Origin of the sequence: Candidatus Microthrix parvicella Bio17-1 (genome assembly GCF_000299415.1) — a bacterium.
Taxonomy (GTDB): Bacteria; Actinomycetota; Acidimicrobiia; order Acidimicrobiales; family Microtrichaceae; genus Microthrix; species Microthrix parvicella.
The window spans coordinates 119245-137233 of sequence record NZ_AMPG01000004.1 but is presented as its reverse complement, the minus strand read 5'-3'; the positions used below and the strand labels follow the sequence as shown (position 1 = coordinate 137233).

Sequence of the window (17989 nt, the reverse complement as noted above, 5' to 3'; positions counted from 1 at the left end):
ATCGCCGCGAAAGACACAGGGTTGTCCTCTTCCTCCCCACAGGGTGAAGGGCGTACCGTCGTCACATGGCAGCTTTTGAGGTTCACCTGCGGGACGGTTCCACCCATCGCGTCGACGACGTGGACGCCTACCAGCCCGAACGAACGATGACGACGTTCTTTCGGTCAAACAACGCCCGGCGCGCAATCGACTGCTGGTCGGAACGGGTGGCCAGCTTCCGTACCGACCAGCTCCTGGTCATCCGCGCAACCGCCTGTGAGGCACCGTCAAGCGGTTCAGCCGGCGGCACGACCACCCGGGTTGCGCCGGTGGCGTTGATCTCGGCCTGAGCACGGGATGGGGCCGGGACTGCGGGAGAACCGGCGGTAGTCTGGACCGGTGGAGGCCTGCTTGATTGATGAGGGCGGTGCGGCGCCGTGCCCACGCATCCTCGTGATCGTGCCCGCCTACAACGAGGAGGCGTCGATCGCGACGCTGCTGCAACGCTTCGAGACGGTTCGGCGCAGTCTCCCCAACCTGGACCTGCTGGTGGTCGATGACGGATCGATCGACGGCACCGTCAGCGAAGTCCGCCGGATGGGGGTTGCGGTCGCGCCCATGCCGATTCACCTGGGGATCGGCGCCGCACTGCGCACGGGATTCCGCCATGCGGTCGATGCCGGCTACGACGGCGCCATCCAATTGGATGCGGACGGTCAGCACGATCCGTGCGAGATCAGACGCATCCTGGTCGGGTTGGCCGACGGGGCCGACCTGGTGATCGGCACCCGGTTCGACCCCGCCGACGAGGTGCCCGGCGACCGGTACCTCCCCTCGGCCCAACGGGCGCTGGCCATGCGCTGGATGCGCCTTGGGGTCAGGCTCCACACCGGCGCCCGCCACACCGATCCGTCCAGTGGCTTTCGGGGGTTCTCCCGGCCGATGTGTGAGTCGTTCGCCCGCGAGTACCCGTTGGACTACCTCGAATCGGTTGAGGCACTGATCTCAGCCCATCTGCTGGGGTTCCGGGTGGTGGAGGTGCCCATCACGGGCCGGGCGCGCGTCGCCGGTGTCCCGTCGCACCGTGGGCATCGCTTGGGCTTTCACTACCTGCGCATGTGGATGGCGTTGATGCTGCAGCGACGAAGGCGGGCCTGACGTGTGGCGGGTGCTCGCGGCCGTGTGGGCCGTGGCGTCGGTGGGCACGGTGGTGTGGTTCATTCGTCTCGGTCGGCTTCGCGTCAAGTATGCGGTTCCCACGATGGGGCTGGGGGTCCTCGTGGGCCTGCTGGCGGCCTGGCCTCGCATGGCCTGGTCGTTGGCCGACCGTCTGGGTGTTGGATCGCCGATGGGCCTCATCGCGTTGCTGGTGCTGGCGTACGCCTCGGGGATGTCGCTGGTCGCGGTTCGAGAGCTGAGCCGGTTGGAGGCCCGCACCCGGTCGCTCGCCGAGGCGGTCGCCCTCCTCGATGCACGAACCCACGACACCCAACAACAGCAGCCGGCCGTGCGCGTCGTAAAACCCGGCGACGGTCCCTCCGACTGAGCGACCCGCGTGAAGACCACTATCATCTCCCGGGTCATGAGACGGCTCCTCGGCAGGTTGGAGCAGTGGAGGCCTTGGCCGATCGCTGCGCTGGCCCTCGTCTCCTACGTGCCGTTGTTGTTGACCCACCGTGGCCAGGTCGGAGCCGACACCAAGAGCTACCTCTACCTCAATCCGGGCAAGCTGTTGGCCGACGCTCCCTGGCTCTGGGAAACCGGGGTTGGTCTTGGCACCGTCACCCACCAGAACATCGGCTACCTGTGGCCGTCGGGCCCGTTCTACTGGTTCTTCGACACGCTCGGAGCGCCCGACTGGATCGCTCAGCGGCTCTGGTTGGGCACGATCATCTTCGCCGCGGGCATGGGCGTCCGCTTCATGCTGCGCACGCTGCGCTGGGAGCTGCCCGGCGCCACGGTCGCCGCGTTCTCCTATGCGCTCAGCCCCTTCCTGTTGCATTACGGGGCTCGCATCTCGATCATCCTGTTGCCGTTCGCCGGGCTTCCCTGGCTGATCGGGTTCACCATTCGGGCCCTGCGTCGTGGCGGCTGGCGCGATCCGGCCGCATTCGCGCTGATCACCCTGACGGTCGGCGGGATCAATGCGACCTCGCTGTTGCTGGTGCTGGTCGGCCCCGCCATGTGGGTGGCGTACGCGCTGTTCGCGGAACGAGAGGTCACCTGGGGCCGTGTGCTGGCGGTCGGAGCCCGCATCGGCTCGCTGACGCTGATCAGTTCGCTGTGGTGGATGGCCGGGCTGATGCTGCAGGGCAACTACGGCATCCCGATCCTCGACTACACCGAGACCTACAAGGTGGTGGCCACCGCATCGACCGCACCGGAGGTGATGCGGGGGCTCGGCTATTGGTTCTTCTACGGCAGCGACTCCCTTGGCCCCTGGATCTCGGGGGCGGTCACCATGGTGCAGAACCCACTGGTGCTCACCGTCAGCTTCCTGCTGCCGGGCCTGGTGGTGCTGTCGGCGCTGTTCACCCGCTTCCGTTACCGGGCCTACTTCGTGATGATGGTGGTCGTCGGTGCGCTCATCTCGATCGCATCGCACCCCTACGAGTCACCGACACCCGCCGGGGCGATCTTCAAGGCGGCCACCGGCACCGACGCGGGGCTTGCGTTTCGATCCACCCCCCGCGCCATCCCGCTGTTGGCGCTCGGCGGGGCCGTCTTGTTGGCGGCGGGCATCTCGGCGGTGGCGACGGTCCGCCCACGCCTCAGGGTGCCCGTTGCGCTGGCCGTGGTGGCGCTGATCGGAATCAATCAGGCTCCCCTCTTTCAGGGCCGCATGGTCGACAACAACCTGCAGCGCTCAGAGAACATCCCCGAATACTGGAACGAGGTGGCAGCACGCCTTGATGCCGGCGACCGTGACACCCGGGTGCTGGCGATGCCCGGCATCGACTTCGCCAGCTACACCTGGGGCAACACGGTCGACCCGATCACGCCGGGGCTGATCGATCGCGACTTTGCTGCCCGCGAGTTGATCCCCTACGGGTCGTTCGCTTCGGCCCAATTGATGATGGCGGTCGACCTGCCCTACCAGGAGGGCACGGTCAACCCTGCCGCGCTCGGCCCCATATTGCAGATGATGTCGGTGGGCGACCTGGTCACCCGGAACGACCTTCGCTTCGGACGGTACCGCTCACCCCGGCCGCGAAAGTTCTGGGACCAGATGCTTCAAGTATCGGGCCTGGGCGATCCCGAGTGGTTCGGCCCCGACGTGTCCGACGCGCCCGATCCCGTCGTCCCGCTGATCGACGAGATCGAACTGGGCATGGACCCGACGCTGCCGGACCCGCCCTCGGTCGGTGTCTTTCCGGTGGAGGATCCTCGGCCGATGCTGCGCACCGAGTCGGCGGATGCCCCGCTACTGGTGGCGGGCGACGCCCACGGCCTGGTGTCCGCCGCCGGCGCCAACCTGGTCGACCCTGACCGCCCGGTCTTCTATTCCGCGACCTTCGCCGACGATCCCGACGCGCTCCGCGCGCTGGCCGCCGAACCGGGGGCCGAACTGGTGGTCACCGATTCCAACCGCAAGCAGGGTCTGCGATGGGGTTCGGTGCGCGAAAACCGCGGTTACACCGAGCGGGCCGACCGCAAGCCGATCATCCCCGACGTCACCGACAACCGCCTGGATGTGTTCCCGGATGCCGGCACCGACACACAGAGCGTGGTGGAGACCCGCGGCGGAGCCACCGTTGACGCCACCACCTACGGGAACGGGGTCAGCTACACCCCGGGCGACAAGCCCGCCTTCGCGGTCGACGGCTCGCTGCGTACGGCGTGGCGAACCGGCGCGTTCGGCAAGCTGACCGAGGATGCGCTGCAACTCACCTGGGACTCCCCGGTCACCACCGACACGGCCACCCTCGTGCAGAGCCAGCGCAAGGTGAACCGCTACATGACCGAGGTGGAGCTCAGCTTCGACGATGGTTCGGGCGTTTTCACCGACCCGATTCATGTTGACCTGGGCGAGGAGTCGCTGAGCCCGGAAGGTCAGGTGATCGACTTCCCGAAGCGAACCTTCAAGCGACTCCGTTTGGAGATTCTCGACACCAACGTGGGTGAGTTGGCCGACTACGGCAAGGTGTCCGAGGTGGGCATCGCCGAGCTCAAGGTGGCCGACACCACCCTTGAGGATGTGGTTCGCCCGCCGACGGACCTGTTGGACACGCTTGGCGTCGCCGGCACCAACCGTCCGCTGGCCATCGTGCTGAAGCGGGCCGCAGCCAATCCGGAGGAGGTTGTGCTCGACGACGAAGAGCCGTCGATGGTGCGAACCCTGTCGGTGCCCGCCACGCGCACCTTCGGCGTCGAGGGGCTGGCTCGGGTGCCGTTGGAGCAACCCGACGAGAGCATCGACGCCATTCTGGGCATCCCCGACGCCTCCAACGGCGGTGTCACAGCGTCCTCGAAGGCCCGGCTGCCCAACCTTCGGGCTCGTTCCGCCTCGGCCAACGACGGTGACACGTCCACCGCCTGGCAGGGACCGGTCAACCAAGGCGCCGGCCTCTGGCTGAACTTTGAGTATCCCAAGGCGATCACGGTGAACGACCTCCAGTTCACCTACCTCAACGACGGCCGGCATTCCACGCCATCGGTCATCCATCTCGAAGGCGCCGACGGTGCCGGTGCCCCCATCGACATCCCAGCCGCCGAGCCGGGTGACCAGCGCGGTGACACCACCACCGTTCGGTTGGCGTTGCCCAAGTCCGTGAGCGGGACGAGCCTGCGCCTGGTGATCGACCAGGTTCGGCCTCGAAGCACCCGTGAGTGGTTCAGCCACTCAACGGTGAACCTGCCGATCGGTATCGCCGAGGTGGGCTGGGGAGGCCCAACCGTGCCGCCCGCCCCGCCGCGCCTGGCGCCCACGTGCCGCAAGGATCTGCTCTCGCTCGACGGCACTCCCGTTGGGATCGTGCTCGACGCAACCACCGACGACCTCCTCGACAGAATTCCGGTGCCCATTCGCAGCTGCGACACCGGCGGGTCGAAGGCCGCGGCGCCCACCATCGAGTTGGGCCCCAAGCCATCGTTGCTGCGCACCACCCCCGGCCTCAAGACGGGCGTGGACATCGACGAGCTGTGGCTTCGGTCGGCCGCCGGTGGTTCGGCCGTGACGCCAACGTCGCCCGACCGCCCGACGCAGGCCGGGGTGCAACCGCAAGGCCCAACCGCTGCTCCACCGGCCACCACCACCAAACGAACCTCCCGCCTCACGTACCGGGCATCGGTCTCCGATGCCACCGAGCCGTATTGGTTGGTCATGGGCCAGTCGTTCAATCCGGGGTGGCACCTCACCACGTCCGACGGCACCGACCTGGGGCCCTCAACCCTGGTCAACGGCTTCGCCAACGGGTGGAGGATCGATCCCGCCAAGGTCGGCCCGGACGCCACATTCGTCGTCGAGTGGACCCCGCAACGAACCGTCTGGATTGCCTTGGCGCTCTCGCTGTTCGGAGTGCTGATCACCCTGGCGGTTGCGGCGTTCGACCCGAACCTGCTCGCCGGGCGACGCAACCTGGCCGGAGCCCGGGTGTCGCGGGTACTGGCGCTTCCACCCATGGACCGATTCGGCGTGCCGCGCCCGGCCCTCAAGGCCGCTGTGGTGGCCGTGATCGCCGGCTTGGCGGGCATCGCGGCTTTTGGCGTTCCGATCGGCGTGCTCGCAGGCGTCCTCACGTTTGCCGTGTTGGTCCGACCTGCCACGTGGCCGGTTCTTCGGGCGGTGGGCGTCGGCGGATACGCCCTCGGTGCGTTGTACGTGATCGCCAAGCAGTTGCGCAACGGCTACGAACTGGGCTTTGAGTGGCCCAACCTGTTCCCGGCCGCTCACCTGCTGGTTTTGGTCTCCCTGGCCATGGTTGCCGTCGACGTGCTGGTCGAGGGCCTGCTCGGTGGTTGGCGCCGAACCATGGACGATACGGAGGAAGAACCTTGACCGAAACGTCGTTGAATGCGCCGATTTCCACCGGCCCGACGGTCGATGCGGGCCCGCTGAGCGACGCCGGCCGGGCACGCATGGTGGAGTTGGCCGACCAGGCCGGAGTTCGTCGAATCCACATGCTGGGCTGGCGTGACCTGGACGACGACGAGGCCGGTGGGTCGGAGGTGCATGCCTCGACCGTGGCGGCCCTGTGGGCCCAGGCCGGCCTCGAGATCACCATGCGTTCCTCGGCATCGGTGGGGCGAAGCGCCGTGGGTTTTCGAGACGGCTACCGGGTGGTGCGCCGCGGGTCTCGGTACGGCGTCTTTCCTCGTGCTGCGGCAGCCGAGATCACCGGACGACACGGCCCCTGCGATGCGCTGGTCGAAATCTGGAACGGCATGCCCTTCGCCTCACCGCTGTGGTGGCGGGGCCCGCACGCGGTGTGGTTGCATCACGTGCACGGCCCCATGTGGAACATGGCGTTGGGCGACACGCTGGGCCGGGTCGGTCGGCTGTTGGAGGAACGCCTCGCTCCCCCGCTCTATCGACGCGTCCCGGTCGTCACGCTGTCGCAGTCATCGGAAGCAGAGTTGATCGACGAACTCGGTTTTGATCGCGCGCGTGTCGGGGTGGTCGAGCCCGGCATCGATGCCCGCTACAGCCCCGGTGGGTCACGTTCCGACACCCCTTTGGTGGTGGCGGTGGGACGCCTGGCGCCGGTCAAGCGCTTTCCCATGTTGATTCGCGCGGCTGCTCGCGCCCGAGAGCGCATCGGCGACCTGCAGTTGGTGATCGTCGGTGAGGGCTACACCCGGCCCGACGTGGTGGCCACCATCGACGAGGTTGGTGGTCACCACTGGGTTCGGCTGGCCGGCCACGTCAGCGACGACGAGCTCATTGGGCTGTACCGATCCGCATGGTGCGTGGCATCGGCGTCAGAACGGGAGGGCTGGGGCATGACCCTCACCGAGGCGGCGGCGTGCGGTACCCCGGCGGTCGTCACCAACATCGCCGGTCACTCCGACGCCACCCGAGACGAACTCAGTGGGCTGCTCTGTGACGGTGAGGAGGGGCTCACCGACGGCCTGGTTCGCCTGCTTGGCGACGCCACGTTGCGGGCCAGGCTTCAGGCCGGCGCGCTCGCCCGGGCCGCAGAGCTCACCTGGGAACACACCGCCATCGCCAACCTCGAGGTGCTCTGCACCGGCTCGGTGAGTTCTGCTCGACCCACCGGCGGGGCGTAGCCCGCGCTACCGGCCAAGGTACCGGCTCGGAGGCGGGCCAAAGCGGTGCCGCAGGTAGTCCCTGACCCCGTCACGGCGAGCTGCGGCGTCAAACACCAGTGGCCGACGCGTCGGGCGCACGCTTCCATCGAGCAGCTGGTAGGCGCTGATCAACAGCCGTATGAACGCGTGGTAACGGCCCGAGTGGGTGCGCACCAGCAGCAACGTGTTGCGGTGCTGTAGGTAATCGACCAGCGCCACGCTGGAGCCCAGATGGGTGTTGGTCACGCGGGCCCCGCGAACCAGGCCGACCCTCCAATGGTGCCGGCGGGCACGGATGCCCAGGTCGGCCTCCTCGCAGTACGCAAAGTATCGCTCGTCGAACAGGCCGATCTCCTCCAGCGTCGCCCGGCGGGCCACCATCAGCGTGCCGTGGGGGTAGTCCACCTCCTCCCACCCATCTGGGCCGGGCGCCCCAGCGTCACTTCGAGGTTTCATCACCAAACCTCCAAAATACGGGTCCATCACGGGGATCGAGCCATCGCCCACGTCGGCACAGGCGAGGCCCGCCCGGGGGCGTCGCCCGAGCGCAGCCCCCATGAGCGCCAGGCAATCGTCGGCCGGTGCGGCGTCATGGGGCGCCAACGCCACCCATTGGGTGTCGTGGGTGGTCAACCAATGCCTGAGCCCTGCGTTGGCGCCGGGGCCGAACCCCAGGTTCCCGCCCGCTTCCAACAGCTCGATGGCCACCGGGCCCCCCGCGTGGGCCGCCATGGCCTCGCGTATGGCCTTGAGGTGGTCCGCGCCGGAGCCGTTGTCAACCACGATCAGCCGCTCCAGGCCGGCTTGCAGCAGCCACGAGTCCAAGACGCCAAGCAGCGAATCCGATGCGTTCCGATGGATCAGCAGCCCGGTGAATCGTTGCACGCGCTCAGCTTCCCCCGGGCTGGTACGGTCCCGCCAAATGAAGCCGGGGGCCGTCGAGTTGGAGACACAGCGTTGAACACCGAAGAACTGAACCGTGACCTGACCGCCGAGCAACAGGCGCTGGACGACGTGCTGGCTCCGTTGACCGACGAGCAGTGGTCACTCCAAACCCCGAGCCCGCGCTGGAGCGTCGCCGATCAGGTGGCCCACCTCACCTATTTCGATCGTGCGGCCGTGACGGCGATGGGCGACCCGGACGCGTTCACCGCCGAGGTGGAGGCGCTGATCGGCGCCTTGGGCACCGGCTCGGCAGCGGACAGCGCCGAGGCGATGGACCGTCACACGCTGGAGCAGTATCGGGTGCTGACACCGGCGGAGCTCCTGGCGACCTGGCGGCGGGGCCGCAGCCAACTGAGCGACGCAGCCATGTCACTCGACGATGGTGACCGGGTGCCGTGGTTCGGACCGTCGATGAGTTCGCGTTCGTTTCTGACCGCCCGGCTGATGGAGGTGTGGGCCCACGGCCAAGACGTCTGTGACGCGGTCGGGGTGGCTCGGGAACCGACCGCTCGCCTGGCCCACATCGCGCGTTTGGGGTTTCTCACCCGGGGCTGGTCGTATGTCAACCGGGGCATGGATGCTCCGGTGACCGAACTGCGGGTTCAACTCGATGGCCCTGGTGGCGAGCGGTGGACCTTCGGACCCGAGCATGCCGCCCAGCAGGTCACCGGTGACGCCGAGGAGTTCTGCCTGGTGGTCACCCAACGCCGTCACGTCGACGACACCTCGCTTCGGGTCGTGGGGGACGATGCCCTCGGTTGGATGACCCAGGCCCAGGCGTTCGCCGGCCCACCGACCGACCCTCCGGTCCCAACGTAGGGCTTCGCCAAGCTTCGACGATTCGCCCTCGGTGCGGGCGTGGGGTCAGCTCGCCGCCCGACTCCGTGCGTACTGCACCAGTTGCAGCAGGCTGTTCCTGGTGGCGCCGTTCCTTCTGGCATCGGTGTAGAAGATCGGGACGCCGGCAGCCACGGTCAGTGCCTCTCGAACCTCCACGAGCGAATGGTAGGCGTTGGCATAGAAGCAGTTCACTGCGACGACGAACGGGAGGCCGCTCCGCTCGAACGAGTCGATCACCAGGAACGAGTCTGAGAGCCGACCGGTGTCGACCAGCACCACCGCGCCGAGCGCTCCACAGATCAGGTCGTCCCATCCCGAGAGCAGGCGCTCCTGTTGCGGGGCCCCGAAGAGATGAACGATCAGGTCGTCGCCCAGGGTGACCCGACCAACGTCCGTCGCCGCCTCGGCGGTCCGGGGTTCAGTCTCTGAAACCGAGTTGATGAAGGTGGTTTTACCCACGCCGAGGCCTCCGGCGACCACGATCTTCACGGGAACCGTCACCGGGGGCGGCGGGGTCATCGATCCGGAGGGCGCTTCAGCCTGTCGACCAGACCGCGCCGCTCGGCTCTCAACGGTCTCGACCATGCCCGAAACAACCAGGTCGGCCACCAGCACCCGCACCACACCCAGGCCCAAACCTCGGCGGGCCGCGATCTGGGCAAGCGAGATCGGCCCGCGGAGCAGAGCCAGGATCGAACGCTCCTCAGCGCCGAGGGTGGGGGCGGCCGCTCGCCCGGTTGAGCGCACCAACGTTTCGATTGGGATGTCGAAGCAAGGCCGGGTTCGACCCTTCGTGACCGAGTAGGGGCGAATGAGGCGCCCACCCAGATGCGGCTCGTGGTCGCCGTTGTCAACCTCGGGTGAGGGGTGGTCCAACATCGTCAGCGACCAACTTCTGCCCGAAGCGCGGCGCCATGGCCCCGAACCGGCAGCGACTGACCGGGCACAACCGGGTGGGCCTCGGCGTTCTTTGGAGATGCGTTCGGGCCTGGCCCGCCCTCAGGCGCCGCAATCGGCTCCACCAGGTGCATGGGCAACGTCACCGCTGCGATCACGCCCCCGGCCCGGCCCGGCAACAATCGCACCGAAATCCGGTGCCGGGCCGCCAGTGCTGCGACCACCAGGAAACCAAGCGAAGGGCCCGACCCCATGCTCGGGCCCACTTCCGGCGGGGAGGCGAGCCGTTCGTTGACCTCCGACATGAGTTCGGCGTCCATGCCCGGTCCGTCGTCGGTCAGGGTCACGGCGTAGCCACCGTCGGGGGTGGTCCGGCCGGCCACCCCCACGGTGGTTTCCGGCGACGAGTGCCGGGTGCTGTTCTCCATCAGCTCGGACAACAGGTGGGTCAGGTCTGCAGCGGCGCTGCCACGCACGTTCGCCTTCGCCATCTCGCCAAGATCGAGACGTTGATAGTCCTCAACCTCCCCGATGGCCGCCCTCACCACGTCGGTGAGCAGCACCGACCTGGAGCGTTGTCTGCATGGTTCGGCCCCGGCCAGGAGCAACATCGACGCCTCGTTTCTGCGCATGCGGGTGGCGAGATGGTCGAGATGGAACAGTCGCTCCAGCTGATCCGGATCCTGCTCGGTTGATTCCAGGGAGTCGAGGTATCGAATCTGGCGGTCGAGCAGGCCCTGGTTGCGCCGGGCCAGGTTGATCCACGCATCGGCACCCGCCGGACCGAGGTCGTTGATCTTCGGCGGGACGATGCCCGGGTTGTCCAGCGAGCGCTTGACGCCCCAGGCAACCAGTGCGGTCAACACCAGGCCTGCGGCGGCGATGGCCACGACCATCCAGATCGTGTCGGTGGCCTCAGCGACCCGCACCGCCGACGCGTTCAGCGCCAAGTCCAGCACCTCGGTCTGGGCCGTATCGAAGGCCATGATGGCGGCCACGGCATCGGAGCCGAGCTTGGCCGAGTCGGTGGGGCGCTCGTCGGCGGGTGCCTTCGTATCCAAGGCTTGCATCAGCCCGTCGGCATGACGGACCGCCTCGGTGTGTCGCGCACGGTTGAGAATTGCCCGTTCGGCGGCATCGGCCGGCGTGGTGCGGGACGTCAGGTTCAGCGCATCGAGGCGCTCACCTGCAACCTCGAACCGGTCCTGGGCCACCTTGTCGACCTCACCGGGGGCGCTGACCAGCACGGCGTAGGCGAACCGGCTGCCGTTGGCCGCCATGGTCTGGTCCAGCACGAGGCCGGCCGAAAGGTCGATGGCCGGGCTGGTGGCGCCGGCCAGGGACGTGCTCATTTCGGTTGCGATATCGGCTCGGGTGGCGAGGTCCTCAAGGCGATCGACGGCGTCGTCCTGACCTGTGTTCTCCACCAGGGATCGAACGTTGGGCAGTTCCGACACCATGGCGCGGTACCGGGCACTCAGCCGGGCAACGCTGCCGTCCGGGTCCTCGACGTGAACCGCAGCCAGGCCGGCCGTCGACCTGGCGAAGGCCTCGTCGGTGGTCGATCGAGCGCCGGCGAGTTGGTCGGCCGTTGCGGGATCACCGGAGGCCATGAAGGACGCCGACAGCACCTGCTCGGCCCGCAGGGCCGCCTGAGCCCGCCCAGCGTCGGCGAACGCACGAACCAGCGCACGGTCGTTGAGCGCCAAGGAGCGCTGCTCACGCTGCCCGCTCACGAAGACGGCGGTGAGCACACCCAGTGCAATGAGGGGCACGGCAACGACGACAAGGAGTCGTCTCCCAACCCTCAAGCGAGTCTTCATCGACGCTTCTCCCGATTCCGAGCCGACGAGCCGTGGTGGACCGTCCTCGTTCCATCGGACAAAGGCCAGGGGTTGTGAGGCTTCCGTCCTCAGGAGGGCGGTGGCTGGGTACCTACAGGGGGCGGTCGCCCGGCAGGACCGGCGAAGGAAGGTCGGTGTGGCCCATCAGCGCCCTGTCCACCGACGCAGCGCAGGCTCGCCCTTCGGCGATGGCCCACACGATCAGGCTCTGTCCCCGACCCATGTCGCCGCACACGTACACCCCGTCGACGCTGCTGGAGTAGGTGTCGTCGCGTGCCACGTTGGACCGGGCGTCGCGTTCCACCCCAAGTTGAGCCAGCAGCGGTGACTCATCGGGTCCGGTGAAGCCCATGGCCAGGAACGCCAGTTCCACCGGCAGTTCGGTCTCGGTGCCCGGCACCTCATCGAAGCTGGGGCGCCCATCGACCAGGTGCTGTTCCACTTCGACGTAGCGCAGCCCCCGCAGGCGGCCGGCGTCGTCGAGGAGGAATGCCTTGGTCGACACCGCATAGATGCGTTCGCCCCCTTCCTGATGAGCTGAGGACACCTTGTAGGTAAACGGCCAGCCGGGCCAGGGGTGGGCATCGGAGCGTAGGTCGGGGGGCCGCTCCATGATCTCGAACTGGTGCACCGACGTGGCCCCTTGGCGGAGGGCCGTGCCAAGGCAGTCGGCCCCCGTGTCACCGCCGCCGATGATCACCACCGCCTTGCCCCTGGCCGAGATCGACGGCTCGTCAAAGTCGCCCTCCTGCACACGGTTGGAGAGCGGCAGGTACTCCATCGCCTGATACACGCCCGTGGCCTCGCGACCCGGGATGGGCAGGTCACGCCAGTTGGTGGCCCCGCCGGCCAACACCACGGCGTCACAGCCGCTGCGAAGTTCGGCCGCCGAGACGTCGACGCCCACGTCGGTGTTGGTGACAAACCTGGTGCCCTCGGCCCGCATCTGAGCCAGGCGCCGGTCGATCACCCGCTTCTCCAGCTTGAACTCGGGAATGCCGTAGCGGAGCAGACCACCGACGCGGTCGGCGCGCTCGTAGACGGTCACCAGGTGGCCCGCCCGGGTGAGCTGTTGGGCCGCCGCCAGCCCCGCCGGGCCGGAGCCCACCACGGCGACCGATTTTCCGGTCAGGTGGCCGGGCGGCACCGGGCGAACCCAGCCCTCCTCCCAGGCCCGATCGATGATCTCAAACTCCACCTGCTTGATCGTGACCGGGTCGGCATTGATGCCCAGCACGCATGCCGATTCGCATGGGGCGGGGCAGAGTCGCCCGGTGAAGTCGGGAAAGTTGTTGGTGGCGTGCAGCGCCTCGATGGCCTCGCTCCACCGGCTGCGGTAGATCAGGTCGTTCCAGTCGGGGATCAGGTTGCCCAGCGGACAGCCCTGATTGCAGAAAGGAACCCCACAGTCCATGCAGCGACTGGCCTGCGCCTCCAGCGAACCGGCGGGAAAGTCCTCGTAGACCTCGCGCCAATCCTTGAGGCGCACCGGCACGGCGCGAGGCGGCGGCAACTCCCTGTTCACTTCCAAAAACCCGCGTGGGTCACCCATCATTAACTCCTTAACTTCGTGCTGCGGCCATGACGGCCTCGAGGGTTGCGTCGGTGTCCAGCCCGTCCGCCGCTGCCTTGGCCGTCACGTCCAACACCCGCCGGTAATCGGTGGGCATCACCTTGACGAACTCGCCGACGGCCTCCGCCCAGCGGTCGAGCAGCCGGGCTGCCACCGCCGAGTCGGTCAATGCACGGTGGCGTTCGAGGACCTCGCGCAGAAACGCTCCGTCCCCGGCCTGCCCGGCATCATCGCCGACCGTTCTGTCATCGAGACGTGTCAGCTCCACCATTTCGGGGTTGTGGTTGAGCCCAAGTTGGGCATCGGGGTCCCACACATAGGCGATGCCGCCCGACATGCCGGCGCCAAAGTTGCGGCCCGTCGGCCCGAGGATGACGGCCCGTCCACCGGTCATGTACTCGCAGCCGTGATCACCCACGCCCTCGGTCACCACGAGGGCACCCGAGTTGCGAACGCAGCAGCGCTCCCCCACCACGCCCCGGGCGAAGATCTCGCCGCCCGTGGCCCCGTAGGCCATGACGTTGCCGGCGATGATGTTGGCTTCGGCGACGAAACCCGGGTGGACCTCCAGCGGTGGGCGCACCACCAGGTGGCCCCCGGACAGGCCCTTGCCGACATAGTCGTTGGCGTCCCCGCACAGGGCCAGGGTGATGCCGCGGGGCAGAAACGCTCCGAAGCTGTTGCCGGCCGACCCGGTGAAGTCGACGTGCACGGTGTCATCGGGCAGGCCGTCGGCGCCCCAGGCCTTGGTGACCTCGTGTCCAAGCATGGTGCCCACCGTGCGGTTGACGTTGCGGATCGGCAACGTCAGGTGCACCGGCACGGCGTCGGCGATCGCGCCCCGGGCCAACTCGATCAGCGTGTTGTCGAGCGCCCGGTCCAGGCCGTGATCCTGATCGGTGGTGTGATGGATCTCGGTGCCCATGGCCGGTTCGGGCCGAAACAGGATGGGCGACAGGTCCAAACCTCTCGCCTTCCAATGAGTGACTGCAGGCCGTGCGTCGATCAGCTCCGCGTGGCCAACAGCATCCTCGAGGGTGGCAAAGCCAAGCTCGGCGAGCAGTTCGCGCACCTCTTCGGCAATGAACTCCATGAAGTTCACCACGTGATCGGCCTGGCCGCTGTAGCGCGCCCGCAACTCCGGGTTCTGGGTGGCGATCCCCACCGGGCACGTGTCCAGGTGACACACCCGCATCATGACGCAGCCGGAGACCACCAGCGGTGCGGTGGCAAACCCAAACTCCTCGGCGCCCAGTAGCGCTGCGATCATCACGTCACGGCCGGTCTTCAGCTGGCCATCGGCCTGCACGACGATGCGGTCGCGCAGCCCGTTGATCAGCAACGTCTGCTGGGTCTCGGCCAGGCCGAGCTCCCAGGGTGCACCGGCGTGCTTCAGCGAGGTCAGCGGGCTGGCGCCGGTGCCACCGTCGTGGCCGGAGATCAGCACGACATCCGCCTTGGCCTTGGCCACGCCGGCCGCCACGGTGCCCACGCCCACCTCGGCCACCAGCTTCACGTGCACCCTGGCCACCGGGTTGGCGTTCTTCAAGTCGTGAATCAGTTGGGCCAGGTCTTCGATCGAGTAGATGTCGTGATGCGGGGGCGGGCTGATCAGACCGACGCCCGGCGTTGAATGGCGGGTGTTGGCAATCCACGGATACACCTTGTGGCCGGGAAGCTGTCCACCCTCGCCAGGTTTGGCACCCTGCGCCATTTTGATCTGGATGTCGTCCGCATTGGTCAGGTAGTGGGACGTCACACCGAAACGTCCCGAGGCGACCTGCTTGATCGCCGAGCGCCGGTCATCACCGTTGGCGTCGGGCAGATAGCGATCTGCGTCCTCGCCGCCCTCGCCCGTGTTGGACTTGGCCCCAAGCCGGTTCATGGCGATGGCCAGGGTTTGGTGTGCCTCTGCCGAGATCGAGCCGTAGCTCATCGCCCCGGTGGAGAACCGCTTGACGATCGACGCCACCGGCTCGACCTCATCGAGTGGGATCGACGGCCGGGCCTCGGTGTCGAGCGTGAACAGACCTCGCAGGGTGGCCAGGCGCTCCGACTGGTCGTTCACCAGCGACGTGTACTCCTTGAAGATGGCGTAGCTCTTCGACCGGGTGGCGTGTTGCAGCTTGAACACCGTCTTCGGGTTGAACAGGTGGTACTCGCCCTCCCGGCGCCACTGGTAGTCGCCACCCGCTTCCAGCGGCCGGTGCGCCAATTCTTCGGGCCGATTCGGCCAGGCCCGGGCGTGGCGACGCCTCACCGACTCGGCGATCTCGTTCAGGCCGACGCCACCCAGGCGGCTCACCGTGTCGGTGAAGTACTCGTCCACCACGTCGTGGCCGAGGCCGATCGCTTCGAAGATCTGCGCGCCCGTGTAGGAGGCAACCGTCGAAATGCCCATCTTCGACATCACCTTGAGGATGCCCCCACCGGCGGCCTTGATGTAGTTGTCAACCGCCTCGTCGAAACCCAGGGCACCCAGCCGACCCTCGGCCACCAGGTTCTCGATCGTGTCGAAGGCCGTGTACGGGTTGACGGCGGCGGCGCCGTAGCCGATCAAGGTGGCGAAATGATGCACCTCACGGCATTCGCCGCTCTCGACGATCAGGCCCACCCGCGTGCGCTGCTTGGTACGAACCAGGTGATGATGCACCGCCGAGGTGGCCAGCAGCATCGGGATGGGAGCCCGGTCCGCGGTGGAGAACCGGTCGGACAGGATCACCACGTTGACGCCGTCGTCCACCGCCGTCGACACCTCGGCGCGAAGTCGCTCCAGGGCGGCGGCAAGCCCAGTGCCACCGTCCGCCACGCTGAAGTGCGTGTACAGCACCCGGCTACGAAACCCGTGGGGTTCGGTGTCGTCCAGCTCGCGCAGCTTTCGCAGCTGATCGTTGTGCAGCACCGGGTAGGGCAACTCGATCAGCTCGGCGTCGGAGGGTGACAGGTCCAACACGTTGCCTTCGGGCCCAAACACCTTGCCGAGGCTGGTCACCAACTGCTCCCGAATGGCATCCAGCGGCGGGTTGGTCACCTGGGCGAACAACTGGCTGAAGTAGTCGTACAACAACCGGGACCGGTCCGACAGCACCGCAATGGGGGTATCGGTGCCCATCGAGCCCAGCGCCTCCTTGCCGTTGCGCGCCATCGGGGTGAGCAGCAGCCGGATCTCCTCCAACGTGTAGCCGAAGACCTGCTGGGCCCGCAGCGTGTCCAACGGGCGTTCGGTGACGTGGGGCTTGGTCGGCAATGCCTCCAGGTCGATGAGCCCGGCGTCCAGCCACTGCTGGTACGGGTGTGCGTTGGCCAGTTCGGCCTTGATCTCGGCATCCTCGACGATCCGCCCTGCCTCGGTGTCGATCAGAAACATGCGCCCCGGCTGAAGGCGTCCCTTGCGAACGATCGTGGTGGGGTCGAGATCCAGCGTGCCCACCTCAGAGGCCATCACCACCAGGCCGTCCTCGGTTACCCAGTAGCGGCTGGGCCGCAGCCCGTTGCGGTCCAGTACGGCGCCCACCAGGGTGCCGTCGGTGAAGGTGATCGACGCCGGTCCGTCCCACGGCTCCATCAGGCAGGAGTGGTACTTGTAAAAGGCCCTCAGGCTGGGGTCCATCGACTCGTGGTTCTCCCACGCCTCGGGGATCATCATCAGCACGGCGTGGGGCAGGCTGTAGCCGCCCAGGTGCAGCAGCTCCAGCGCCTCGTCAAACCGGGCGGTGTCGCTGGCCCCGGGCGTGCAGATGGGGAAGAGCCGGTTGAGGTCCCCCTCGATCAGGTCGGTTCGCAACATGGCCTCGCGGGCACGCATCCAGTTTTGGTTGCCCTGCACGGTGTTGATCTCGCCGTTGTGGGCCACGTACCGGTAGGGGTGGGCCAGTGGCCACGACGGAAAGGTGTTGGTGGAAAACCGGCTGTGCACCAGGCCCAGCGCCGACTCGGTGCGTTCGTCGGTGAGGTCCCCAAAGAAGCCTCGCAGCTGGGGGGTGGTCAACATGCCCTTGTACACCAGGGTGCGCGACGACAGGCTGGCGAAGTACACCTCCGACTCGGGTCCGTCAGCCGGTTCGTGCTCAATTCGCTTACGCAGCGGATAGACCGCCCGGTCCAGGTCGATGCCACCACGGGGTCCGCCCGCACGATCGCTGCGATCGGCAACGATCAGCATTCTGAACTGCGGCATGACCTCCCGGGCCCAACCGCCGATCATCGACGCATCGATCGGCACGTCCCGCCAGGCAACCGTCCTTAGGCCCTCATCGGCCACCAGCGCCTCGATGTGATCGATCGCTGCTCGCGCCGCTGTCGGATCGGTCGGGAGGAACCCGATTCCAACGGCGTAGTGGCCGGCCTCAGGCAACTCGGCGTCGACGACGGCGCGGATCAGGCGGTCGGGAACGCCGATGAGGATCCCTGCGCCGTCGCCGGTGTTCTCCTCGGCCCCGGTTGCACCGCGGTGCTCCAGGTTCTCGAGCGACGTCAGGGCCTGCTGGACGAGACGATGTGATCGACGACCCTGGAGGTCGACCACAAAGCTGACTCCACATGCGTCGTGTTCGTAGTCGGGGGCGTACAGCCCGTGGGCGGCGGCAACGTGACGGTCCATCTGGAGCCTTCCAAGCGAGAGCGAGGGACGGCTCGGGACGACGTTGGCCCGGCTCACCCA

The 17989-nt window shown here is 67.6% G+C and carries 11 protein-coding genes; 6 read left to right on the top strand and 5 right to left on the bottom strand.

Annotated elements, in window-relative coordinates; translation table 11 throughout:
- Nucleotides 1-65 precede the first annotated feature (65 nt).
- The 5 genes from MPARV_RS0116370 (at nt 66) to MPARV_RS0116350 (ending at nt 7209) form a co-directional block, all read left to right on the top strand.
- On the top strand, nt 66-329 hold the full coding sequence (locus MPARV_RS0116370) for a hypothetical protein (RefSeq protein WP_012229300.1): 264 nt from the start codon (nt 66-68) through the stop codon (nt 327-329).
- 61 nt (nt 330-390) lie between these two features.
- The gene (locus MPARV_RS0116365; protein WP_157789691.1) at nt 391-1137 is read left to right on the top strand and encodes a glycosyltransferase family 2 protein; all 747 of its coding nucleotides are present in this window, start codon (nt 391-393) and stop codon (nt 1135-1137) included.
- Nucleotides 1138-1147: 10 nt separating this feature from the next.
- A complete protein-coding gene (locus MPARV_RS0116360; RefSeq protein WP_157789690.1) occupies nt 1148-1525 on the top strand; it encodes a DUF2304 domain-containing protein in 378 nt (125 codons plus the stop codon).
- Between the two features lie 36 nt (nt 1526-1561).
- A complete protein-coding gene (locus MPARV_RS0116355) occupies nt 1562-5977 on the top strand; it encodes an alpha-(1->3)-arabinofuranosyltransferase domain-containing protein (protein WP_157789689.1) in 4416 nt (1471 codons plus the stop codon).
- The gene (locus MPARV_RS0116350) at nt 5974-7209 is read left to right on the top strand and encodes a glycosyltransferase family 4 protein (RefSeq protein ID WP_020379036.1); all 1236 of its coding nucleotides are present in this window, start codon (nt 5974-5976) and stop codon (nt 7207-7209) included. The genes MPARV_RS0116355 and MPARV_RS0116350 overlap by 4 nt, the downstream gene beginning before the upstream one ends.
- A 6-nt stretch (nt 7210-7215) precedes the next feature.
- On the opposite strand, the gene MPARV_RS0116345 is transcribed toward MPARV_RS0116350, so the two are convergent.
- On the bottom strand, nt 7216-8115 hold the full coding sequence (locus MPARV_RS0116345; protein ID WP_020379035.1) for a glycosyltransferase family 2 protein: 900 nt from the start codon (nt 8113-8115) through the stop codon (nt 7216-7218).
- A 72-nt stretch (nt 8116-8187) separates the two neighbouring features.
- Between MPARV_RS0116345 and MPARV_RS0116340 the strand changes: the two genes are divergently transcribed.
- Entirely contained in the window at nt 8188-8994 is an 807-nt protein-coding gene (locus MPARV_RS0116340) for a TIGR03084 family metal-binding protein (RefSeq protein ID WP_012229290.1), read from the top strand.
- A gap of 45 nt (nt 8995-9039) precedes the next feature.
- On the opposite strand, the gene MPARV_RS23895 is transcribed toward MPARV_RS0116340, so the two are convergent.
- The 4 genes from MPARV_RS23895 to gltB all read right to left on the bottom strand — a co-directional run bounded on the left by MPARV_RS23895 (nt 9040) and on the right by gltB (nt 17929).
- Nucleotides 9040-9894: a DUF742 domain-containing protein gene (locus MPARV_RS23895; RefSeq protein WP_020379034.1), complete on the bottom strand. Its 855-nt coding sequence runs from the start codon at nt 9892-9894 to the stop codon at nt 9040-9042.
- Between the two features lie 2 nt (nt 9895-9896).
- Complete coding sequence (locus MPARV_RS0116330) at nt 9897-11735, bottom strand: sensor histidine kinase (protein WP_085951987.1); 1839 nt, start codon at nt 11733-11735, stop codon at nt 9897-9899.
- A 112-nt stretch (nt 11736-11847) separates the two neighbouring features.
- Entirely contained in the window at nt 11848-13308 is a 1461-nt protein-coding gene (locus MPARV_RS0116325) for a glutamate synthase subunit beta (RefSeq protein ID WP_012229286.1), read from the bottom strand.
- Between the two features lie 10 nt (nt 13309-13318).
- On the bottom strand, nt 13319-17929 hold the full coding sequence (gene gltB / locus MPARV_RS0116320; protein WP_020379031.1) for a glutamate synthase large subunit: 4611 nt from the start codon (nt 17927-17929) through the stop codon (nt 13319-13321).
- Between the last annotated feature and the right edge of the window lie 60 nt (nt 17930-17989).

What these genes read in the sequence shown, in the direction of transcription:
- gltB (WP_020379031.1), bottom strand. Translation starts at nt 17,929, where the DNA reads ATGGACCGTCACGTTGCCGCCGCCCACGGGCTGTACGCCCCCGACTAC.
- MPARV_RS0116370 (WP_012229300.1), top strand. Translation starts at nt 66, where the DNA reads ATGGCAGCTTTTGAGGTTCACCTGCGGGACGGTTCCACCCATCGCGTC.
- MPARV_RS23895 (WP_020379034.1), bottom strand. Translation starts at nt 9,894, where the DNA reads ATGTTGGACCACCCCTCACCCGAGGTTGACAACGGCGACCACGAGCCG.
- MPARV_RS0116330 (WP_085951987.1), bottom strand. Translation starts at nt 11,735, where the DNA reads ATGAAGACTCGCTTGAGGGTTGGGAGACGACTCCTTGTCGTCGTTGCC.
- MPARV_RS0116355 (WP_157789689.1), top strand. Translation starts at nt 1,562, where the DNA reads ATGAGACGGCTCCTCGGCAGGTTGGAGCAGTGGAGGCCTTGGCCGATC.
- MPARV_RS0116325 (WP_012229286.1), bottom strand. Translation starts at nt 13,308, where the DNA reads ATGGGTGACCCACGCGGGTTTTTGGAAGTGAACAGGGAGTTGCCGCCG.